At 70.4% G+C, this 21,724-nt stretch carries 15 protein-coding genes; 4 read left to right on the forward strand and 11 right to left on the reverse strand.

What is annotated here, in order from left to right; all coding sequences use genetic code 11:
* Positions 1–4 precede the first annotated feature (4 nt).
* Entirely contained in the window at positions 5–1,375 is a 1,371-nt protein-coding gene (locus ABN611_RS35635) for a hypothetical protein (RefSeq protein ID WP_350276697.1), read from the reverse strand.
* A 9-nt stretch (positions 1,376–1,384) separates the two neighbouring features.
* Positions 1,385–3,274 carry a 1-deoxy-D-xylulose-5-phosphate synthase gene (gene dxs / locus ABN611_RS35640; protein ID WP_350276698.1) on the reverse strand — a complete coding sequence of 630 codons (1,890 nt, stop codon included), beginning with the start codon at positions 3,272–3,274 and terminating at the stop codon, positions 1,385–1,387.
* A 225-nt stretch (positions 3,275–3,499) separates the two neighbouring features.
* On the opposite strand from dxs, the gene ABN611_RS35645 reads away from it, so the two are divergent.
* Both ABN611_RS35645 and ABN611_RS35650 read left to right on the forward strand, forming a co-directional pair.
* Positions 3,500–3,997 carry a DUF402 domain-containing protein gene (locus tag ABN611_RS35645; RefSeq protein ID WP_350276699.1) on the forward strand — a complete coding sequence of 166 codons (498 nt, stop codon included), beginning with the start codon at positions 3,500–3,502 and terminating at the stop codon, positions 3,995–3,997.
* Between the two features lie 177 nt (positions 3,998–4,174).
* Positions 4,175–4,669, forward strand: a complete 495-nt coding sequence (locus tag ABN611_RS35650) for a DUF402 domain-containing protein (RefSeq protein WP_350276700.1) — start codon at positions 4,175–4,177, stop codon at positions 4,667–4,669.
* On the opposite strand, the gene ABN611_RS35655 is transcribed toward ABN611_RS35650, so the two are convergent.
* Together ABN611_RS35655 and ABN611_RS35660 are read right to left on the reverse strand one after the other, a co-directional pair.
* Entirely contained in the window at positions 4,670–5,470 is an 801-nt protein-coding gene (locus tag ABN611_RS35655) for a CPBP family glutamic-type intramembrane protease (RefSeq protein ID WP_350276701.1), read from the reverse strand. It abuts the gene before it with no gap.
* A gap of 70 nt (positions 5,471–5,540) precedes the next feature.
* Positions 5,541–7,049, reverse strand: coding sequence for a CocE/NonD family hydrolase (locus ABN611_RS35660; protein ID WP_350276702.1), 1,509 nt, complete (start codon positions 7,047–7,049; stop codon positions 5,541–5,543).
* Between the two features lie 132 nt (positions 7,050–7,181).
* Here ABN611_RS35660 and ABN611_RS35665 point away from each other — a divergent pair, with 132 nt between their 5' ends.
* Together ABN611_RS35665 and ABN611_RS35670 are read left to right on the forward strand one after the other, a co-directional pair.
* Positions 7,182–9,089 carry a Na+/H+ antiporter gene (locus ABN611_RS35665; protein ID WP_350276703.1) on the forward strand — a complete coding sequence of 636 codons (1,908 nt, stop codon included), beginning with the start codon at positions 7,182–7,184 and terminating at the stop codon, positions 9,087–9,089.
* Between the two features lie 4 nt (positions 9,090–9,093).
* Positions 9,094–9,510 carry an HIT family protein gene (locus ABN611_RS35670; protein WP_350276704.1) on the forward strand — a complete coding sequence of 139 codons (417 nt, stop codon included), beginning with the start codon at positions 9,094–9,096 and terminating at the stop codon, positions 9,508–9,510.
* A gap of 38 nt (positions 9,511–9,548) precedes the next feature.
* Here the strand turns inward: ABN611_RS35670 and ABN611_RS35675 are convergent, their stop codons facing one another.
* From ABN611_RS35675 to ABN611_RS35705, 7 genes are all read right to left on the reverse strand, one after another.
* Complete coding sequence (locus ABN611_RS35675; RefSeq protein ID WP_350276705.1) at positions 9,549–11,153, reverse strand: alkaline phosphatase D family protein; 1,605 nt, start codon at positions 11,151–11,153, stop codon at positions 9,549–9,551.
* 133 nt (positions 11,154–11,286) lie between these two features.
* Positions 11,287–11,742, reverse strand: a complete 456-nt coding sequence (locus ABN611_RS35680) for a GNAT family N-acetyltransferase (RefSeq protein ID WP_350276706.1) — start codon at positions 11,740–11,742, stop codon at positions 11,287–11,289.
* A 154-nt stretch (positions 11,743–11,896) separates the two neighbouring features.
* Positions 11,897–12,454 (reverse strand): HEAT repeat domain-containing protein, encoded by a 558-nt coding sequence (locus ABN611_RS35685; RefSeq protein WP_350276707.1) that lies wholly within the window; start codon positions 12,452–12,454, stop codon positions 11,897–11,899.
* A gap of 40 nt (positions 12,455–12,494) precedes the next feature.
* The gene (locus tag ABN611_RS35690; RefSeq protein ID WP_350276708.1) at positions 12,495–12,719 is read right to left on the reverse strand and encodes a cold shock domain-containing protein; all 225 of its coding nucleotides are present in this window, start codon (positions 12,717–12,719) and stop codon (positions 12,495–12,497) included.
* Positions 12,720–12,742: 23 nt separating this feature from the next.
* Complete coding sequence (gene acnA, locus ABN611_RS35695) at positions 12,743–15,526, reverse strand: aconitate hydratase AcnA (RefSeq protein WP_350276709.1); 2,784 nt, start codon at positions 15,524–15,526, stop codon at positions 12,743–12,745.
* 157 nt (positions 15,527–15,683) lie between these two features.
* Positions 15,684–16,616, reverse strand: a complete 933-nt coding sequence (locus tag ABN611_RS35700; RefSeq protein ID WP_350276710.1) for an LLM class F420-dependent oxidoreductase — start codon at positions 16,614–16,616, stop codon at positions 15,684–15,686.
* Between the two features lie 10 nt (positions 16,617–16,626).
* Positions 16,627–21,681 (reverse strand): hypothetical protein, encoded by a 5,055-nt coding sequence (locus ABN611_RS35705; RefSeq protein ID WP_350276711.1) that lies wholly within the window; start codon positions 21,679–21,681, stop codon positions 16,627–16,629.
* Between the last annotated feature and the right edge of the window lie 43 nt (positions 21,682–21,724).

Below are 21,724 nucleotides of genomic sequence, written 5' to 3' on the forward strand. Positions count from 1 at the left end.
CGCTCTACGCTGCCGCTGCCGCCCGCAAAGCGCGGAAAAGTCCTGCTTCCGTGATCCCGAGGTGTTCGAGCATGATCCGGTCGCGTTCCTTCTGGCTCGAACCGAGCGCCGCGAGCTCGCGGTACAGCGTGCCGACCTCGGTCGGGCCGAACCGGGTGAACAGGTAGTCGAGCGCCAGCCAGGACAGCGGGTACGAGCTGTCGGCCTGGTCGAAGAACGTGGCGTCGGCCGGCAGGCCCTTCGCCTTCGCGAGGTACTTCGTCCGCACGTCCAGCCGGTACTGCGCGATCGCCAGGTCCTTCTGCCCGCTCATCGGCAGGAACTCGACGTACGCCGCGGCGCCCTCGACGAGCCAGCGCGGCGCGTGCGGCCCGTACGGCGCGGTCGCGACGTGGGTGAACTCGTGGGCGAGCGTGCGGGCGTCGACCTTGCCGCGGTTGTTCGGGTTGATCACGACGTACGAGTCGGCCCGCTCCCCCTCGCCGGTCTTCTCGCCGGGCAGGGTGCGGTAGACCCAGGTCGCCATCGCGATCGCGTCCTCGGCGTTCTTCGGCTGGGTGTAGTCGGCGCCGCGGACGGTCTTGTCGTCGAGCGCGATCACGACACCGGCGCCCTTCCACCCGCCGGGCCAGCGCTTGGTCACGGCGTCCACGGCGCTGAGCGACATCGCAACGAGCTTGTCCGCCAGCGTTTCCTGGCCCTTCTCGACGACGACCAGCACGCGCGGTGCCCGCTTCACCAGGACCGGCCCGGTGTCCCAGGCCTCCTCGTGCGAGCCGCGTGGCAGGCGCTTGTCGAGATCCGAGTCGGACACCAGCATCCAGGAGCCGTTCGCCCGCTGGGTGAAGGTGTACCCGAGCATCGCGCGCACCGGCACCGTGTCGATCGCGCGGAGCTGGTACGTCATCGCGACCGCGACCAGGTACGTCGACGGGCCGTACTTCTTCGCGATCGTCTCGTCGTACTGCTGGGCGAGCTGCTGGTAGGCGAGCGTGGCGAAGCCGAACTGGCGAAGGTTCGCGAACAGCGTCCGCTGGGCGGCCACCAGCCGGGTGTTGCCGGGGTCGACGTCGGCGAGGAACTGCTGCTCGTCACCGCTGAGCACGGCCTGCGAACGCCGCGCCAGCACCTGGTCGACGGCCGCCGACCGCGCCGCCGGATCGATCGTGGAAGTGCTGACGCCCGGGCCCGGGCTGCCGTCGGCGCGCTGGCTCGAGCGGTGCAGGGCGAGACCGCCGCCGACCGCCGCGGCGACCAGCACGAGCGACAGCAGGACCGGCCAGACACGCGATCGCTTCCGGGCGGCGGCGTGCCGGCTGTGTCGCGCCGGCTGCCCTGGCCGCCCCGGCCGCCCGGGCGGCCCTGCCTCAGCCACGATCCCCCGCTAGGTACTCGGGCGGTCGCCGGCCGGGTCCGGCTCGTTGAGCGCGTCGCTGTCGTGCCGGGTCAGCTGCTCGGTGATCTCCCGGGCCACCTCCTGGCCGGTCAGCCCGATCTCCTGCAGTACGGCGGCCCGCTTGGCGTGGTCGAGGAACTGCTGCGGGATGCCGAAGTCCCGGAACGGGGTCCGGACGCCGGCGTCGCGCAGCGCCTGCGCGATCATCGTGCCGCAGCCGCCCGCGCGCCCGTTGTCCTCGATCGTGACGACCAGCTTGAAGTCCGCGGCCAGCTCGACCAGCTTCGGGTCGACCGGCTTGACCCAGCGCGGGTCGACCACGGTGACGCCGAAGCCGTGGGCCTCGAGCCGCTGCGCGACGTCCATTGCGGTCGCCGCCATCGACCCGATGCCGACCAGCAGCACGTCCTTTCCGGATCGCTTCAGTACGTCGATCTCCCCGACGCGGTCGACGGCGTCGATGTCCGGGAACACCTCGCCCTTCGCGAACCGCAGTACGGTCGGGGCGTCGTCGACGTCGACCGCCTCGTTGAGCAGCTCCTCGACGCGCTTGCCGTCGCGCGGCGCGGCGAGGCGGAGGCCCGGGACGACCTGGAGGATCGACATGTCCCACATACCGTTGTGGCTCGCGCCGTCGTCACCGGTCACGCCCGCACGGTCGAGGACGACGGTCACGCCGCACTTGTGCAGGGCGACGTCCAGCAGCAGCTGGTCGAACGCGCGGTTCAGGAAGGTCGCGTAGAGGCCGACGACCGGGTGCATCCCGCCCATCGCCAGGCCCGCCGCGCTCGTCACCGCGTGCTGCTCGGCGATGCCGACGTCGAACGTCCGGTCCGGGAACTCGGCCGCGAACGCGGCCAGGCCGGTCGGGTGCAGCATCGCGGCGGTGATCGCGACCAGGTCCGGGCGCCGGTGGCCGATCCGCACCAGCTCGTCGGAGAACACGTCGGTCCAGCCGCGCGGCTTGTTGAGCGGGCGGATCTGGTGGAAGTTGTCCTCCTCGTCCTGCTCGGCGGCCGGGTAGCCGAAGCCCTTCTGGGTGACCGCGTGCACGATCACCGGGCCGCCGAAGGACTTCGCGTTCCGCAGCGCGTCCTCGAGCGCCTGCCGGTCGTGGCCGTCGATCGGGCCGACGTACTTCAGGCCGAGATCCTCGAACATGCCCTGCGGAGCGAGCATGTCCTTGAGGCCCTTCTTCACCCCGTGCAGCACCTCGTACATCGGCGGACCGACGTACGGCGTCCGGCCGAGGTTCTTCTTGATCAGGTCGAGGACCTTCTCGTACCGCGGGTTGGTGCGCAGGCTGGTCAGGTGGGTGGCGAGACCGCCGACGGTCGGGCTGTACGAGCGGCCGTTGTCGTTGACGATCACGACCAGCTTGAGGTCCTTCGCGGCGGCGATGTTGTTCAGCGCCTCCCAGGCCATGCCGCCGGTGAGGCCGCCGTCGCCGATCAGCGCGACGACGTGCCGGTCCTCCTTGCGCAGCCGGTACGCCTTCGCGAGGCCGTCGGCGTACGAGAGCGCGGTCGAGGCGTGGCTGTTCTCGACGAGGTCGTGCTCGGACTCGGCCTGGCTCGGGTAGCCGGACAGGCCGCCCTGCTGGCGGAGCGTGCCGAACTGCCCGGCGCGGCCGGTGAGCAGCTTGTGCACGTACGTCTGGTGGCCGGTGTCGAACACCAGCCGGTCACGCGGCGAGTCGAACACGCGGTGCATCGCCAGCGTGATCTCGACCATGCCGAGATTCGGGCCGAGGTGACCGCCGGTCCGGGACACGGTCTCCACCAGCACGTCCCGGATCTCCGCCGCCAGATCGGTGAGCTGCTGACCGGTCAGCTTCTTGAGGTCCGCCGGCCCATCTACCGTCTCCAGCACGCGCATCGAGCTCCTCCCGCTGTCACGGCTCAGTCGTTCTCGAATGCTCGAGTCTATGCACGCCACGCCCGGATTCCGAACTCGGCGACGGCGCGCTCGGCCGGGGTTGCGCAATCTCACACTCCAAGACGCCGGCCGGGTGTGGCTGGTTCGGAGGTGTGGCCGGTCTCACCTAGGGTGATCGGCATGGACCCAGACCGGGGTAGGTGGGGCGGGGAAGGTTTCAGGACAGTGAGGACCCTGTTCCGGAAGTACGACGGGCAGCCGCATCGCCTCGTCGAAGCGGTTCGGCTCGGCGAGGACGAGCACGGCCTGTGGGTCGGCTCCGTCCCCGGGACCCAGGGTCAGCGCGCCGACGGGAGCTGGAAGACGATCGACCACCATCGGGTCCGGCTGTTCCCGCACGGGCAGTGGTGGAGCGCGCTGTTCAACGACGAGGCGCACCAGACGGCGATCTACTGCGACATCACCATGCCGCCCGAGTTCGGCGTGGACACGGTCACCGCGGTGGACCTGGACCTCGACATCCGGCTGCTCCGGGACGGCACGGTGCATGTCATGGACGAGGACGAGTTCCACGAGCACCAGGTCCGCTACAACTACCCGCCTCAGGTCGTGGCCACGGCCCGCGCGGTCTGCGACCACCTGGCCGCCACCATCACCACCACGGAGCCGTTCCTGACGGCGTACAAGCCCTACCTCGAGCTGATCCGCTCCCTGGACGGGTGATCGGTCCCCGCCGGCTAGGAGCCCCCCTGAGCCGACGAGGACCGATCACGATGACGACCATGGGGCCGGCACCCCACCATGCTCCGTCGCGATCGGCGACCGGTCCACTCCTCACCGCAAAGTTGCACGAAGTTGCAGAACCGCGCCGCTGACCCGGTGGCCGATAGGTTGGGGGTTATGCGTGATGTCCGGGTGGTGTACCGCAAGTACGACGAGAAGCTGCACTGGCATCAGTGGATGCGGTACCTGGGAGAGGACGAGTACGGCGTCTGGCTGGGCGCGCCGGCCGGTTCGGTGTCGCAGCGGGGCGCCGAGCCCGAGGTGACGCAGGACGAGGCGCATGTGCAGCTGTTCCCGCGGGACAAGTGGTTCACCGCGATCTTCAACGACGAGCCGCGGTACACGCTGATCTACGCCGACATCACCACGCCCGTCGAGTTCTCCGAGGACGTGGTGACGATGGTGGACCTCGACCTGGACGTGATCAAGCGCCGGGACGGGACCGTGTTCATCGACGACGAGGACGAGTTCGAGGAACACCAGGTGAAGTACAGCTACCCGCCCGACGTGATCCGCACCGCCCGCGAGACCTGCGACTGGCTCTTCGGTGCGGTCTCCACCGAAGAGCCCTTCCTGACTGTCTACAAGACTTATCTCGACAAGATCCGGTGACTACAGCGACGTCCGGCCCAGCGCCACGGCGATGACGCCGACGACCGTCATCAGCAGCGCCGAGCCGGGGTGCATGCCGATCGAGATCCGGATGTCCTGCTTCTTCCACGCCAGGTGCACGCCGGGGTAGAGGAAGACGAGCTTGGACAGCACCGTCCACGGCGCCCAGAAGTGGTAGACCGAGAAGAAGAACACGTTGAAGATCGGCGCCCAGCCGCGCAGCTGCGGCAGGCGGGGCAGCAGGAACCCGCGGAAGTAGTACTCCTCGATGAGCGGCAGGAACCAGCCGGTGAACGGGCCGCAGATCAGCAGCGTGGTCAGCAGCTTCTGCTGCGAGTAGCCGTTCAGGTACGACGTCGCGCTGTCGCCGGTGCCCTCGTAGGTGATCCACGAGAAGACGTTGTCGTACAGCAGGTTGTCGAGCGGGATCAGCGAGAGCGACACGACGGTCATCCACACGAGACAGAACGCGATCAAGGCGGTGACCTTGCCGCGCGGGACCGGCCGGTCCATGTAGCTCAGGGCGCCGCCCCGCAGGCAGTAGCGGCCGGTGACCTGCTTGCCCAGCCAGGCCAGGCCCAGCAGGAGCGGGAAGAGGACCACCGCCAAGGCGATCGCCCAGGCCAGGAACGGCGGGTAGCCGATGGACCGGACGAGCGGTGCCGCGGCGAAGGCGTAGACGGCGACGATCAGCGCGCCCGGGACCAGGTGCAGCGCGATGGACAGCGGGATCGAGTGCTTGTCGGCGAGGAGGGTCTCGACGAACTTCGGACGGGACTGGGTGAGCGTGGCGTTGTTCATGCCAAGAAGGTTCGCGGCCGCGGCTGACACGGACCCGCCACCAGCCTGACGCGGTACCGCCACCGGAAAGCTACCGCGCCGAATGGACCTTCAGTACGCCGTTCTTGAGCATCATCACCCCGGGGAGCGGGCCGCGTTGACCGGCGTACATGTCGGCGACGGGCGCCACAGTCAGGTAGAGGTTCTGCCCTGCCGGGACGTCGACAGCGATCGCCGGCAGCTCGACGGTTCGCCGTACGCCGCGGGCTGTCTGCTGCTGGCGCAGCGGCATGGTGTTGTTCTGGACGACCTTCGCGGTGAGCGGAGTCTTGCCGACGCTGAGGGCGAAGTACGCGACCGAGCGCGGGATGACCGTGTAGACGTCCGCGGTCAGGGTGGGCGTGCCGGCGACGGTGATCGGGCCCTTCGCGATCGGCAGGTTGACGGGCAGGCCGACGCCGGTCGGGGCGACGATCTTGGCGAGCGGGAAGCGCTTGTTCGGCGTCAGGCTCCGTTGCGTGAGGCAACGACCGTCGGCGGTCGCCAGGTGGTACGCACCGAAGCCGGACAAGCCGGTCGGCTTGTCCAGGAGCTGCAGCTGCATGAAGCGGAGCGCCAGGTTGGCGAAGCTGGGCGAGCCGAGGGCGACGGAGCACGGGTCGCCGGCGGTCGCGTACCCGGGCGGTACGACGCTGGGCAGCGTGTGGCCCGCGTTGTACCCGACGAAGATCGACTTCGCCCGCGCGCGGGCCGTGAGGGCGCGGTCGAAGTTCGCCAGGCCCTGGTTGAGGTTGAACAGGTTGTCGGACAGGCCCTGGCCGATCAGTACGGGGATGTCGAGCTTGCGGCCCTGGTGCACGTGCCAGGCGGGTCCGTTCTTGGCGAAGAACGCGTCGAGGTCGCGCCCGGCCTGGCCAGGCGGCCAGCCGCCGGTTGCGATCAGCGTGACGAACGCCTTCGAGACCGACGGCGGCAGATGCGTGCCGCCGCCCGCGAACAGGATCGAGAGCCACATGGTCCGCGCGGCCTCCTGCGGCGCGAGGCTCTCCTTCAGATCCCACCAGGTGATCTCCGGTGCGAGCGCATCGAACCGGGTCCGGCCGCTGTCGCGCAGCTCGGTGAAGGCGCCGGCGAACTGGTAGCCGCCGCCGTACGACCCGCCGGTGGCCCCGATCAACGGGTCGCCTGGTCCCTGCTTGGTCACCCAGTCCAGGCCGGCGACGAGATCGACGAGCTTGACCACGTCGCGGCCTTCGAAGTCCGGGTTCATCACGTGCGCGACGCCGGTGCTCTGGCCGAAGCTCCGCTGGTCGAAGCTCAGCACCCCGAACCCGGCGTCGAGCCATGCCTTGAACGCGGCCGGGTCCGTGGTCCGACTGCCCGCCCAGCCGTGGCTGTGGAAGATCAGCGGCACGGTGTGCTGGCTCGAGGCGGCCGCGGGTTTGAAGAGCGAGTAGCAGATCCGTACCGGGGTCGTCGTACCCGGCTCGGGCACCGACGCGACGCAGCCGCTGGTCACGGTCGACTCAGCGGCGGCCGGCACCACCGGCGTCAGCAGTAGCGCGACCACGGCGGACAGAGCAAGCACACGACGACGCATCAGTCACTCCAAGTGATCGACAGATCCCGCTGCGCACACGCTATTGGACCGGTCGGCACCTGACCAGACCCCACCGTCAGCCTTCGGCGAACCGATGGGGGCAAACCTCACGGTCGCTGCGACACTGTGCGCGTGCATATCGCGATCGAGGTCGTGGCCCTCGTCGCCGTCGTCGCGGCCGGTGCCGCGCTGGCGCGGCGGCTCGGGATCTCGGCCCCCTTGTTGCTGGTGATCATCGGGATCGCCGCGTCGTACCTGCCGTTCGTCCCGCGGGTCGAACTCGAGCCCGAGGTGGTGCTGGTCGGGTTCCTGCCGCCGCTGCTCTACTCGGCGGCGATCAGGACCAGCCTGGTCGACTTCACCAAGCACCGGCGGTCGATCGGGCTGCTCTCGGTCGGTCTGGTCGCGTTCACCGCGCTGGGCGTCGGCGTGGTCGCCTGGTGGCTGCTCGGCCGGGTCGCGGAGTCGATCGGCCAGGAGCCGCTGCCGTTCTGGGCCGCGTTCGCGATCGGCGCCGTGGTCGCGCCGCCCGACGCGGTCGCCGCGACCGCGATCGCCAAGCGCGTCGGACTCCCCCGCCGCGTGGTCACGATCCTCGAAGGCGAGAGCCTGCTGAACGACGCGACCGCGCTGGTCTGCCTGCGGACGGCGATCGCGGCCGCCGTGGTCGCCCCGACCGTGCTGCACGTCGGCGTGGACTTCCTGCGGGCGGCCGGCGGCGGTGTCCTGGTCGGTTTCGTCGTCACGTTCGTGCTGGCGAAGATCCGCCGCCGGTTCACCGACCCGGTGCTGGACACCACGCTCAGCCTGACCGCGCCGTTCATCGCCTACATCGCGGCCGAGAACCACTACGTGCACGCGTCCGGCGTCGTGGCGGTCGTGGTCACCGGTCTCCTGCTCGGGCACAAGGCGCCGGTCATCCAGTCGGCGAAGTCGCGGATGTCGGAGCGGACGAACTGGCGGACGTTCCAGTTCCTGCTGGAGAACACGGTCTTCCTGCTGATCGGCCTGCAGACCCGGTGGATCCTCGACGACCTCACCGAGAGCCCGCTGCCGGCCTGGCTGATCGCGACCACCACCGTCGCGGTGTACGTCGCCGTGGTGCTGCTGCGGCCGATCTGGGTGTTCCCGACGACCATGCTCTCCCGGCGCGTCCTCGGGCGGTCGCGTCCCGGGCCGGTTTCGGCGTCCGCACTGGTCGTCGTGTCATGGGCCGGTATGCGCGGGGTGGTCACGCTGGCGGCGGTCTTCACGCTGCCCGAGGACACGCCGCACCGCGAAGTACTCGTGTTCATCGCGTTGGCCGTCACCGCGGGCACGCTGCTCGTCCAGGGCTCGACCCTGCCGTGGCTGGTCCGGCGCTTGCGGCTCCCGGGGCCCGACCCGGCGGAGGACGCGCTGCAGGAAGCCGCCGTACTGCAGGGAGCTCATCGAGCCGCGATCGCGAAGCTCGACGAGATCGCGGCGCCGACCGATCCGCAGGCCGTTCTCGACGTACTGCGCCAGCGCGGCGAGGCGCGGGCCCAGGCGGCGTGGGAGCGGCTCGGGCGGCCGGAGACCGAGTACGAGACGCCGAGCGAGGCGTACCGGCGGTTGCGGATCGCGATGCTCGAGGCCGAACGTGCCCACATCCTGAAGGTCCGCGACGCCGGGCTGGTCGCCGACGAGGTCCTGCAGCGCGCGCAGAACGCGCTCGACGTCGAGGAGTCGATCCTCGACCGCGACGAGGACGACGACGTCGGCGGCCGCTCCGAGGACCTGAAGCCGAAGACGACGCCGGGCGGGGCGTGCGAGCACCTGGAGCAGGCGCCGGTCGTGGTCGCACCGAACACGCCGGACGGCTGCGAGGAGTGCCTGGCCGAGGGCGCCACGTGGGTCCATCTGCGGCTGTGTCTCGACTGCGGCCACGTCGGGTGCTGTGACTCGTCGGTGGGGAAGCATGCCAGCAAGCACCACGACGGGACCAGGCACCCGGTGATGCGCAGCTTCGAGCCGGGCGAGACGTGGCGCTGGTGCTTCGTCGACGAGAAGCTAGGTTGACGTCATGGCCGACTGTCTCTTCTGCTCGATCATCGCCGGTACGACGCCCGCACAGTTCGTGCTGGAGACGCCCGAGGTCGTCGGGTTCCTGGACATCCGGCCGGTGTTCAAGGGCCACACGCTGATCGTGCCGCGGACGCATGTCGCGACGATGGTCGAGCTGAGCGACAAGCTGATGGTGCCGCTGTTCGGGGCGGCGCGCTCGGTCGCGGACGCCGTACGGACCGCGTTCGACGCGCAGGGGTCGTTCGTCGCCGTGAACAACGTCGTGTCGCAGTCGGTGCCGCATCTGCATGTCCATGTGGTGCCGCGGACCAAGGGCGACGGCCTGCGCGGGTTCTTCTGGCCGCGAACGAAGTACACCGACACCGCCGAGGCCGAGGAGTACGCGGGCAAGCTCCGCGCGGCGCTGGGCGACTGACCTCGGGCAGACGTGGCTGCCCGAGGTCAGGGGCGCTGTTACGGGCGCGCGGTTTCCCAGGCGACGGTGTCGACTGCCGACGTCTCGGATGCCGCGAGGGTGCGGGCGGCGGCGGCCGGCGGGTTGTCGGCGGTCAGGTGCAGGCCGGGCTTACCGTCCTCGACGGTGAACTGGGCCCGGGTGAAGACCTCCGCGTCCTTGGTGCGGACCGACCGGATGGTGCGGAAGTCGGCGACCACGGCCTCGCGGGTGATCGTGGTGTTCACGTAGCCGCGCAGGTTGTTCTGGAACCGCAGGTGCGGGTTCCAGGTCAGCCACGGGTGGGCAGTGGTGCCGGAGTCGGCGCCGTCGCCGCCGCTCGTGATCGACGAGCAGACGAGCTCCGAGCCCACCGTCGGCGAGGTCGGGTCGTCGTAGTCGAGCTTCAGGTCCGACGCCCAGTGAGCGTGCACGTCGCCGGTGAGTACGACGGGGTTGCGGACGCCGGCGTCGATCCAGCCGCGGGTGATCCGGTCGCGCGAGGCGACGTACCCGTCCCAGGAGTCCATCGACGTCACCTTCAACGGGCCCTGGTTGTTGTCGCGCTGCGCGAAGAACACCTGCTGGCCGAGGATGTCCCAGCGCGCGTCGGACCGGCGGAAACCGTCGAGCAGCCACTCCTCCTGCCGCGCACCGGTGATCGACCGCTTCGGGTCGACGGCGGCCGGGCAGTCCTTGTAGCCGTCGCCGCAGCCCTGGTCGTCGCGGTACTGCCGGGTGTCGAGCATGTGGAACGTCGCCAGCTCACCCCAGTGCACGCGCCGGAACAGCTGCAGGTCGATGCCGCGCGGCTTCGAGGACTCCCGCAGCGGCATGTTCTCGTAGTACGCCTGGAATCCGGCCGCCCGGCGCTGCAGGAAGTCCGGCTGCGGGATCTCCGGCTTCTCGTAGTACTCGTCGGCCCAGTTGTTGTCGAGCTCGTGGTCGTCCCAGACCACCAGCCACGGCGCGACCGCGTGCGCGGCCTGCAGGTCCGGGTCGGTCTTGTACTGCGCGTGCCGCTGCCGGTACGACGCCAGGTCGGTCGTCTCCGGGCCGTCGTGGTCACGGACGTTGCCGCCCGGCGCGACGTACGTGTTCTTGGTGTACTCGTACTGGTAGTCGCCGAGGTGCAGGACCAGGTCCGGGCGGTCCTCGGCCAGCCGGCGGTACGCCGTGAACCAGCCGTGCTCGAACTGCGAACAGGACACGAACGACATCGCCAGCTCGTGCGGCATCGTCCCGCGCGCCGGAGCGGTCCTGGTGCGGCCGGTGCGCGAGACGTAGCCCTCGGCGCGGAAGCGGTAGTAGTACTCGCGGCCGGGCTGCAGGCCGTGGACGGTGACGTGGACGGCGTGCGCGTACTCCGGGCGGGCGACCGCGACACCGGCCTTCACGACGCGGCGGAACTGCTCGTCGGTCGCGACCTGCCACTGGACGCCGTACGCACGGTTCGGCATGCCGCCAAGGCCGTTCTCGGCGATCGGGTCGACGGCGAGGCGGGTCCACAGCACGAAGCCGTCGGGCCACGGGTCGCCGCTGGCGACGCCGAGCGTGAACGGGTCCTGCCGGACGGGGGTCGCCGCCGCGGTGCCCGGGGCGGTCAGGGTTGTCAGGCCGGCCACAGCCGCAGTGGAAGCCAGACCGGCTTTCAGGACGGATCTACGGGAGGTCTCCATGCCCTCGACCGTTTCCGTCAACGGTGTGCTGCCTCTGACACCCAGATGGCCAGTTGGTGACATTCGGGTATGCGGGTGGTCAGCAGGCGCGCTCGTACTCCACCTGTGGCAGCGGGTTCCCGTCGCCGAAGTCGCGCGTCTGCGTCGCGCCGGTCTCGAGGAAGCCGCACTTGGTGTAGAAGCGGCGGGACTGCGGGGTGTCCTTGAGCGTCCAGAGGTGGACGCGCTCGTATCCGTCGGCTCGCAGCTCGCGCAACGTCGCATCCATCAAATAGGCGGAGACGCCGCTCCCCCAGCCGTCCGGGTGCGTGTAGAAGCTGTGAATCTCAGCTTTGCCCGCGTGGCTCTCCGACTCACTCACCCAGGCCATCGCCAGCGCCCGCTCACCGACGAACCCGACCATGACAACGCCGTTGCCCGACGCCAGCCGCTCGTGCCACCTGGTCAGCCGACTCGCAATCCCCTCCCGCGCAACGTCCTCGGGAAAGAACGGCGCGTAGGCCGCACCCCACGACGCAGCATGCACCTCCCCCACGGCTGCACCATCAGCCACCGTCGCCCGACGAGCGGAGATGGTCCCATCAGGCCGAGCCGCAGCGCCCGGGGCGCCGCGATCCGATCCGGCACGACCAGCGCCGCCCTCGGCGCGCCCGAGGGCGGGCTCGGTGCGATCTGCGCTCCCGGTGCCGTCACTGGAGTGGTCGGTCAAGGCGGGTCTCCAGGGTCGTGAGGGCGCGTTCTACGGCGGCCCGGACGGTGTGGTCGGGGTCTTCGGCGAGCGGGCGGATTGCGGCGGCGTGTTCGTACTCGCCTGCGGCGCCTACTGCTCGGACGGCCGCCGTACGGACTCGGGGCAGCTCGTGGTCGAGCATCGGGAGGAGGGCGTCGACGACCTGGCCCAGCTCGCGCTGGGCGGTGATGCGCGCGACGTGCTCGCGGACGCGCCACGCCGGATCGTTCGCCGCGACCAGCAGCGCGTCGACGACGTCGTCGCGCCAGACGTACAGGAACGCCCGCGCCGCCCACACGCGGATCCAGTAGTAGTTGACCGGGTCGACCGGCGCCGTCCAGCCGCCCGGGTTGTCGAACCCGGTGATCGCCACCAGCTTCGGCAACTCGGCGCCGTACGCCGCCTCGCCCGGGATCTCCCCGGTCAGGAACGCGACACACCAGTCGACGACAGCATCATCGCCGTGCTCGGCGCACGCCGCCCGCACGACCTCCCGCGGCGACTCCCTGGTCGTCATGACCTCAGTAAAGCGCCCGCCGCCGACAGTTCCCGCGACCTCAGCGCACCCAGGTCGCCCGGTAGTCGTACCCGTCCTGCCCGGGCGACTCCCAGTGCACCCGCACCTCGTCGCCCGGCGTCAACGACCGGAACCCGTCGGCCTCGATCACCGAGAAGTGCGTCCAGCACCCGCCGGGAGTGCTGGGGCAGTCCACGACGCCCCAGCCCTCCTCGTCGTACCAGACGCGGACGACACCGCCGTCCTCGCCGGTACGACGCTCCATCAGCTGTTGACCGATCCGCCGGGTCAGCCCGCGATCAGCGACCGCAGCACGTACTGCAGGATGCCGCCGTTGCGGTAGTAGTCGGCCTCGCCGGGCGTGTCGATCCGGACCACCGCGTCGAACTCCTTGACCCCGCCGTCGGGCGACGTCGCCTTGACGTGCACCGTGCGCGGGATCGAGCCGTTGTTCAGCTCGGTGACGCCGGTGATGTCGAAGGTCTCCTCACCGGTCAGGCCGAGCGACTCCGCGGTCTCGCCCTCCGGGTACTGCAGCGGCAGCACGCCCATGCCGATCAGGTTCGACCGGTGGATGCGCTCGAAGGACTCGGTGATGACGGCCTTCGCGCCGAGCAGCGCCGTACCCTTGGCGGCCCAGTCCCGCGACGAGCCCGAGCCGTACTCCTTGCCGGCCAGGATCACCAGCGGCGTGCCCGCGGCGGCGTACGCCTGGGCGGCGTCGTAGATCGTGGTGACCGGGGCGTCGTCCTGGGTGAAGTCCCGGGTGAAGCCGCCCTCGGTACCCGGTGCGATCTGGTTGCGCAGCCGGATGTTCGCGAACGTGCCGCGGATCATCACCTCGTGGTTGCCCCGGCGGGAACCGTACGAGTTGAAGTCCTTGCGGTCGACGCCGTGCTCGGCGAGGTACTTGCCCGCCGGGCTGTCGGCCTTGATCGAGCCGGCCGGGGAGATGTGGTCGGTGGTGACCGAGTCGCCCAGCTTGGCCAGCACCCGGGCGCCCGCGATGTCGGTGACCGGCGCCGGGTCCTTCGCCATGCCCTCGAAGTACGGAGGCTTCCGGACGTAGGTCGACTCGGCGTCCCAGGCGAACGTCTTGCCCTCCGGCGTCGGCAGCGACTGCCAGCGCTCGTCACCGGCGAAGACGTCGGCGTAGTCCTTGGTGAACATCTCCTTGTTGATCGAGCTCGCGATCGTCGCCTCGACCTCGTCGGCGCTCGGCCAGATGTCCTTCAGGAAGACGTCGTTCCCGTCCTGGTCCTTGCCCAGGGCATCGGTCTCGAAGTCGAAGTCCATCGTCCCGGCGAGCGCGTACGCGATCACCAGCGGCGGGCTCGCCAGGTAGTTCATCTTCACGTCGGGGTTGATCCGGCCCTCGAAGTTCCGGTTGCCGGACAGCACGCTCACCACCGCGAGATCCGCTTCCTGCACGCCAGCCGAGATCGGCTCGGGCAGTGGGCCGGAGTTGCCGATGCAGGTGGTGCAGCCGTAGCCGACCAGGTGGAAGCCGAGCTTCTCCAGGTACGGCGTGACGCCCGCCTTCTCGTAGTAGTCGGTGACGACCTTCGAACCCGGCGCCAGCGACGTCTTCACCCACGGCTTCGACGCGAGGCCCTTGTCGACCGCGTTCTTCGCGAGCAGCGCGGCGGCGAGCATCACCGACGGGTTCGACGTGTTGGTGCAGGAGGTGATCGACGCGATCACGACATGGCCGTGGTCGAGGTCGAACTCCTGGCCGTCCAGGCTGACCTTGGTCTTCTTCGACGGCCGGTCGGCGACCTTGTGGACGGCATGCGGGCTGTCGCTGGCGCCGTTGCGCCCGTCCGGCGTCGGCGCGTCGCTGGCCGGGAAGCTGCCGACCACGGCCGGGTCGACGTCCTGCTCCTCGACGTCCGCGTAGTCGGCGAGCGCGCCGCGGAACGCCTCCTTGGCGTTGCTCAGCTCGACGCGGTCCTGCGGTCGCTTCGGGCCGGCGATCGACGGCACGACGGTGGACAGGTCCAGCTCGAGGTACTCGGAGTACCGCGGTTCGACGGCCGGGTCGTGCCAGAGGCCCTGCTCCTTGGTGTACGCCTCGACCAGCGCGACGTCCGCGTCCGAGCGGCCGGTGAGCCGCAGGTAGTCGAGCGTGACGTCGTCGATCGGGAAGATCGCGCAGGTGGAGCCGAACTCCGGGCTCATGTTGCCGATCGTGGCGCGGTTCGCCAGCGGGACCGCCGCGACACCGTCGCCGTAGAACTCGACGAACTTGCCGACCACCCCGTGCTTGCGGAGCATCTGGGTGATCGTCAGCACGACGTCGGTCGCGGTCGCGCCGGCCGGGACCGCGCCGGTCAGCTTGAAGCCGACGACCTTCGGGATCAGCATCGACACCGGCTGGCCGAGCATCGCGGCCTCGGCCTCGATCCCGCCGACGCCCCAGCCGAGCACGCCGAGGCCGTTGACCATTGTGGTGTGGCTGTCGGTGCCGACGCAGGTGTCCGGGTACGCCTGGCCGTTGCGGACCATCACCGTGCGGGCCAGGTGCTCGATGTTCACCTGGTGCACGATGCCGGTGCCGGGCGGGACGACCTTGAACTCGTCGAACGCGGTCTGGCCCCAGCGCAGGAACTGGTAGCGCTCACGGTTCCGCTCGTACTCCAGCTCGACGTTGCGCTCGAAAGCGTCCTGGCGGCCGAAGACGTCGATGATCACCGAGTGGTCGATGACCAGCTCGGCCGGCGCCAGCGGGTTGATCCTGGTCGGGTCACCACCGAGCTCGCCGACCGCCTCGCGCATCGTGGCCAGGTCGACCACGCACGGCACGCCGGTGAAGTCCTGCATGATCACCCGCGCCGGGGTGAACTGGATCTCGGTGTCGGGCGCCGCGTTCTGGTCCCAGTTGCCGAGCTTGCGGATGTGGTCCGCGGTGATGTTCGCGCCGTCCTCGGTGCGCAGCAGGTTCTCCAGCAGGACCTTCAGCGAGTACGGCAGCGTGTCCGCACCCTCGATGCCCGCCAACCTGAAGATCTCGTACGACTGCCCGTTGACCTCGAGTGCACCTTTGGCACCGAAGCTGTCGACGCTCGCCATCAACCTGCTCCTCTGTCCAGTCCGTGTCGCTGCATCTGTTCGCTCGTGGCCATCCTGCCGAGCGCTGCGGCCGGGCGCGAGGTCAGGTTCCCCTAACCTCGCGCCGCAAACTCTCTCGACATCAAGATACACGACATCGAGCCAACTTTTCGCGTCCTCAGGAAACCTGTGGAAGAACCTCGGCCGCGATCAGGTCCAGGTGCTCGAGGTCCTGCAGATCCATGATCTGGACGTACTGGACCTGCGATCCGACGGCAGCGAACCGGCCGATCCGGTCGACGACCTCGGCCGGCGTACCGGCAATGCTGTTCGCCTTCAGGTCCTCGACGTCACGGCCGATCGCCTCGGCGCGCTGCTTCACTTCCGCGTCGTCCTTGCCGACCACGACCGTGTGCGCCGTCGACAGCGCGAGCGTCTTCGGGTCGCGGCCGCGGGCCTCGCAGGCCGCCTGCACGCGCTTGAACAGCGTCTCGGTCTCCTCGACACCGCGGAACCCGGCGTTGAACTCGGCGGCGTACTGCGCGGCGAGCGCCGGCGTCCGCTTCTTGCCCGCGCCGCCGATGATGATCGGCGGGTGCGGCTGCTGCACCGGCTTCGGCAGCGCCGGGGAATCGCTGATCTGGTAGTGCTCGCCCTGGAACGCGTACTTCTCGCCGACCGGCGTGTTCCACAGGCCGGTGATCAGCTCGAGCTGCTCGGTGAAGATGTCGAAGCGGCCCGCGGTGTCCGGGAAGTCGAGGCCGTACGCCTTGTGCTCCGCCTCGTACCAGCCGGCGCCGAGACCGAGCTCGACGCGGCCGCCGCTCATCTGGTCGACCTGCGCGACCGAGATCGCCAGTACGCCGGGATTGCGGAACGTGGCCGAGCTGACCAGCGTGCCGAGCTTGATCCGCTGGGTCTCACGAGCGAGCCCGGCCAGCGTGATCCACGAGTCCGTCGGGCCCGGCAGCCCGTCGTTGTCGCCCATGACGAGGTAGTGGTCGGAACGGAAGAACGCGTCGAACCCGTTCTCCTCCGTCTTGCGCGCGACCGCGAGCAGATCGTCGTACGACGCGCCTTGCTGAGGTTCGGTGAAGATCCTGAGAAGCATGCGGCCAACGCTATCTCGCGCTGATGTACAGCTTCTCCAGATAGGACGGCTGCCATTCCGGGCCGCGGTTGTACAACCGGCGTACCAGCCCGTCGACGTCGAGGCGCTCCTCGACCGGGTTGTCCCACCAGTCCGGCACCTGGTCGTACCACCGGTCGATCCGCACGGTCCGGCCCGCGGCGTCGATCCGCGCGAACAGCCAGCCGCCTTGGTCGTTCCGCGCCTCGGTCAACCAGAGATCGGCGAGCAGCCCACTGAGCTTGTCCGCCGCGAACTCCGGGTCGTCCACCTCCGGCGGCTCGAGATCGAACCGGTACGACGGCGCCTTGGGGTCGAGCACCTGCACCTGAATCGTGAACCCCGAAGGCACGATCGCCGTCCGGGCCCGGCACCACTCCCCCAACGCCCGCACCGCCTCAGACTCCCCCGGCCGAGGCCGCGGCCGCTCAACCTCGGCCCGCATAGCCTCCTCCAACGACCCAGCGGCCGGCACCACCCGAGGCCCCCCAGTCCCCACCAACCCCAACCCAGCCACAACCATCCCAGCCGAGCCAGACCTCAAAACAGCCGCCAACCCACCCGCAACCGCCCCAGACCCCGCGCCCGCCGACTCCGCCACGGCCGCCGACTCCGCCGCAGCCGCCCCGGCCGCACGTGCGGCATCACCCGCACCTGCATCCGTAGATGCCGCTTCACCCGCACCAGCACCAGCACCAGCACCAGCACCAGCACCAGCACCAGCACCAGCAGACTCGGCTACCTCAGCCCCAGTCACGAGACCACCGAGGCCGTCCTCACGCCCGCCCCCCGCGCCTACGCGGTCCTCGCCGCCGTCGTACTCAGTACGCCCAAGGTCCTCTCCGGCACCGTCCGGCGACTCCGCCCGCCAGGCCGCGTCCTGCTCCTGCCGTTCGGCATCCAACGGCTCAGCAAACCCAACAGCCTCAAAGACACCAGTCGGCTCGTCATCCCCCACCACAGGCACAGCACCAGTAGGCGTGTCATCCCCAAGCCCCGCCCCAAAACCGTCCCGCCGCTCGCCGTACGACCCAACACCCCGGCCAGCACCATCCCACCCCGCAGCCTCACCACCCGCCTGCTCGGCGTACGACCCGGCACCCCGGCCGGCTCCTTCGCTGCCTGCGTGCTCGGCGTACGACCCGGCACCGCGGCCGGCTTCCTGGCTACCTGCGTGCTCGGCGTATGGCTCGGCATCGTGAACGCGCGCGGAGCCGAGCTGCGGCACCAGGGTCTGCTCAGACCCCGGCTCCTGGTCGACGCCAGGCTCCGGCTCGGGCATGCGTTCCGGGTCGGGATGCGGCCACGGCTCGGGTTCAGGCTCAGGAGCCGGCTGAGGCTCCGGCTCCGGCATCGGCTCCGGTTCAGGCTCCGGGAACGGTTGAGGTTCCGGCTCCGGCAGCGGTTCAGGCCCAGGCTGCGGTTCCGGATCCGGAATCGGCCGCGGAGTCGGCTCAGGCCCAGGGAACGGCTCAGGCCCAGGACCAGGAATCGGCTCAGGCGCCGGCCCCGGAACAGGCCCCGGCTTGGGCGCAGGCGTCGGCTCAGGACCGGGCTCAGGCCCAGGTGTCGGTTCGGGACCGGGCACGGGCCGCGGAGACGGTTCCGGCTGCGGAGGGCTCGGCTCCGGCCAAGGCGCCGGGTGCGGTTCAGGTTGAGGCCAGGGCCCCGGCTGCGGCTGAGGCTGCGGCCACGGTTCAGGATGAGGCTCAACTTGAGCTTGAACCTCAGAACCCTCAATCCCCCCAAGCTCACGATCAGCAACGTCAGCCCCGTACGCAGCCGCATCCGCAGACACCCCACGCCCGCCACCCGACCCCACCCCGGTCTCGGGCGAGCCGAACGGATCTTGGAGCGCAGGCTCGTCGAGGATCGCCGGAATCTCAGCGGCCTGGTCGTCACCATCCACATCCGCGTCGACACTCGCCGACGCAACCGCCGACTCGAGCTCATCGGACGCCAGATACTCAACCGACCGCGCAACATCCGGCTCCACGTCCGCCGCACGCGCAGCGCCCCACTCAGCCGAGTCAGCGGCGTGACGATCCGAGGCTCCCGGATACGCCGGCGCATCGGCATACCCGTCCTGCGACACCGCACCACCGCGTTCCTCCGCAGCCGAACCCGAGTCGCCAACGCGCGCGCCTTGCGCACTCGAAGCACCGGGGTAGGCCACCTGCGCGCCCGAGGCACCGCCGTACTCCGACCGCAGCTCCGAAGTACCGGCGTCGACCACCTGCGCGTCCGATGCACCGGCGTCGACCACCTCCGCGCCCGAGGCGCCGGCGTACTCCGACCGAACGTCCGAAGTACTGGCGTCGACCCGCGCACCCGACGTGCCGGGGTGCTCCGGCTGTGGGGCCGTGGGTGCCGTCGTCCGCCGCTCGGCGGCAGGCGGGCGTGTCGCCTGCGGGTTCGGCTGAGGTACGGCGTTGGGCCCGAAGGGGACCTGCTGCGAGGTGTGCGGTGCGGGCGCGAGGTGGTGCTGGTCGGGCGTGGGGTGGTGCTCGGCGGGCACGGGGTGGTGCTCGGCGGACGCTGGCTCCGTCTGGGCTACTGGGGCGAACGGCGACGGCCCGGTGAAGGATGCCGGCTCTTCCTCTTCGGGTTCCGGGATCGGGTCGAGTACTGCGGCGATCTCGGCCGTCGGCGCGTCGTCGTCGAGTTCATCTGCCGCGGCGAACGGGCTGCCCGCTCGGCCCGCGTCCGCAGGAACGAACGGCGATCCCGCCTGGCCCGCGTCCGCAGGCGCGAACGGCGAGCCCGCCGTACTCTCACCGGACGCGAAGGGCGAACCCGCAGCACCGTCAGCCGCCCCAAACGCCGACGCCGGAGCACCGTCTCCCGGCCCGAAGGCCGAACCCGCCGCACCCTCGCGCTGCCCGGGGGCATCCCCAGCACCCCCACCCGGCCCGAAGGGCGAGCCCGCCGTACCCTCACCGGATGCGAAGGGCGAACCCGCAGCTCCGTCGCCCGGCCCGAAGGCCGAGCCCGCAGCACCCTCGCGCTGCGCGGGGGCATCCCCAGCACCCTCGCCCGGGCCGAACGGCGAGGGCGTTGGGTCGGGTGCGGATGCGGGGTTCGGGGGCTGGGTGAAGGGCGAGGCGGGGCGTGGGGTGGCCTGGTGGTCGGGGGTGGAGTTCGCGGGGTGGGTGGTCGGGTCTTCTACCCATTGGCCGTTGATCCAGGCGGGGCCCGTCCACTCGGGGGCCGCGGTGGTTTCTTCGGCGAAGGGGTTGTATTCGCTGGTCGCCTCGTCGGTGGTCCACGCTGGTTGTTCGGCGGTTTCCCAGTCCTGGTCGGGGGTGGGGGTGGCCGTGGTGGGGGTGTCGGCGAAGAGGCTGTTGTAGAAGTCTTCGCCTTCGTAGCGGCCGCCGCCTACGCGTGGGGGTTCGGAGGACGGGAGGGTGGGGTTGTACGGGTGGGCCGTCGGGAGGCCGTTGGTGCGTACGTCGTCGGGGAGGTAGGCGCCGGGCGCCGGCACGCCCGCGCCAGACGCGCTACCTGGTACTCCGGTCCCAGGTCCGCCAACACCCGGGATGCCGGTCCCGGGCACACCGTGGGCAGGGCTGGGCGCATCGTGGGCAGAGCCTGGCGCACCGTGGGCAGAGCCGTGCGCGCCGAGGGCTGAGCCTGGCTCGGCGGCGGCTGATCCTGGCGCACCGTAGGCGGAGGTTGGCGCACCGTAGGCGGAGGTTGGCGCACCGTGGGGGGAGCCTGGCGCGCCGGGGGCTGAGCCGGGTGGGGCTCCCGGGGCGGGCTCGTGGGTGGGGTCGGGTGGGGTGTCGTGTTTGCGGCGGCGGAGCCAGCCTTGCTTCTTGGGGGTGATGCCGTACTCGTCGGCGGGTGCTGCGGGGGCGTGGGGCGACTGCGTGGCAGCCGGCCCCGACTGTGCGGCAGCCGGCCCGGCCGACTTGTCGACGAGCGCGCCTGGTGTGCCGGGGGCGAGGGGTGTGATCGGCACCGTGGGCGCACTCGGGGCCAGCCCGCCGGGCGTACCCGGCGACCCAGGGCCACCTGCCACAGCAGGACCCGGCGTGGTGGGCCCACCTACCGCGTCGGGTTCACCTGCCGGGTGGGGTCCACCTGTCGCGTTGAGCCCACCTGCCAGGCCTGCTGTGCTGAGGCGACCCGCCGTGTTGTGGCCGCCGGGCGTGTTGAGCCCGCCGGGCGTGTTGAGCCCGCCGGGCGTGTTGAGGGCAGCCGTCGGCTGTGCGTCGTACGGTGGCTGGTGCCCTGCGGCCGGTGGGGTGTCGATGGGTTGGCCGGTGAAGGGGCTGATGCCGGGTGGGACTACGTAGGACTCCTCGTCCTCGGCCGGCGGGTTGTCTCCGATCACGGGAGCTTCAACGACCGAGACTTCGGCGGTGTCAGGGTCTTCGGTGAAATTTTCCGGTTCTGCAACGTTACGGCGGTCGAACTCCTCGGCCGCGGCGACCCCGGCACCGAGATCGGGCTGCAGCGGTGAGCGCGGGTCGATGCGGAACACCGCGAAGAACGCCCCGAGCGTCTCCGCCGTGATTCCGGACCCCAGCGCGCTCCGGATCAGCGCCACGCCGTACGGCCGCAGCTCGTCGAGCCCGCCGAGGTAGTCGGCCCAGCCCGCGACCCACTCGATCATCTCGTCCGCTGCGGCCTCGTCCGACGTGATCCACTGCCCGATCGGCGCGAACCCGTCGTCGACCGGCTGCCACGGGTCCCCGGGGTACGACGCCCGCGCCCACGTCCCGTTGAACGCGCCGTACACGAACCCGAGCTCGCCCGCCGCCTGCCGCTGTCGCACCTCGGGCTGCCCGATCCACTCCGGCGACCCGGCGAGCAGGTCCTCGCCGGCGGTCCGGCTGTGCTGGGTGTGGAACCCCCACAGCACCGACCGCCCGTCGCCGAGCCGGGCCATCCGCAGTACCGAGGCGCTCTCGTCCTGGTGGTGGTACCCGTCCGCGTCGGCGTACCACCGGCGGTCGAAGCCGGTGGCATGGGCGACCGCGGCGAGAGCGCTCCAGCGGGCGCGCAACTCCTCCGGGTCGTCCAGGTCAACGAGCGGCATCAGGTCTCCAAGCGCATTTGGAATCCAGCCCCAGACGCTACCC

This window comes from Kribbella sp. HUAS MG21 (genome assembly GCF_040254265.1).
Taxonomy (GTDB): Bacteria; Actinomycetota; Actinomycetes; order Propionibacteriales; family Kribbellaceae; genus Kribbella.

Bases quoted from the DNA above. Each gene is read 5' to 3' on its own strand.
- dxs (WP_350276698.1), bottom strand. From the start codon at position 3,274: ATGCGCGTGCTGGAGACGGTAGATGGGCCGGCGGACCTCAAGAAGCTG.
- ABN611_RS35650 (WP_350276700.1), top strand. From the start codon at position 4,175: ATGCGTGATGTCCGGGTGGTGTACCGCAAGTACGACGAGAAGCTGCAC.
- ABN611_RS35655 (WP_350276701.1), bottom strand. From the start codon at position 5,470: ATGAACAACGCCACGCTCACCCAGTCCCGTCCGAAGTTCGTCGAGACC.
- ABN611_RS35660 (WP_350276702.1), bottom strand. From the start codon at position 7,049: ATGCGTCGTCGTGTGCTTGCTCTGTCCGCCGTGGTCGCGCTACTGCTG.
- ABN611_RS35670 (WP_350276704.1), top strand. From the start codon at position 9,094: ATGGCCGACTGTCTCTTCTGCTCGATCATCGCCGGTACGACGCCCGCA.
- ABN611_RS35685 (WP_350276707.1), bottom strand. From the start codon at position 12,454: ATGACGACCAGGGAGTCGCCGCGGGAGGTCGTGCGGGCGGCGTGCGCC.
- ABN611_RS35690 (WP_350276708.1), bottom strand. From the start codon at position 12,719: ATGGAGCGTCGTACCGGCGAGGACGGCGGTGTCGTCCGCGTCTGGTAC.
- acnA (WP_350276709.1), bottom strand. From the start codon at position 15,526: ATGGCGAGCGTCGACAGCTTCGGTGCCAAAGGTGCACTCGAGGTCAAC.
- ABN611_RS35700 (WP_350276710.1), bottom strand. From the start codon at position 16,616: ATGCTTCTCAGGATCTTCACCGAACCTCAGCAAGGCGCGTCGTACGAC.
- ABN611_RS35705 (WP_350276711.1), bottom strand. From the start codon at position 21,681: ATGCCGCTCGTTGACCTGGACGACCCGGAGGAGTTGCGCGCCCGCTGG.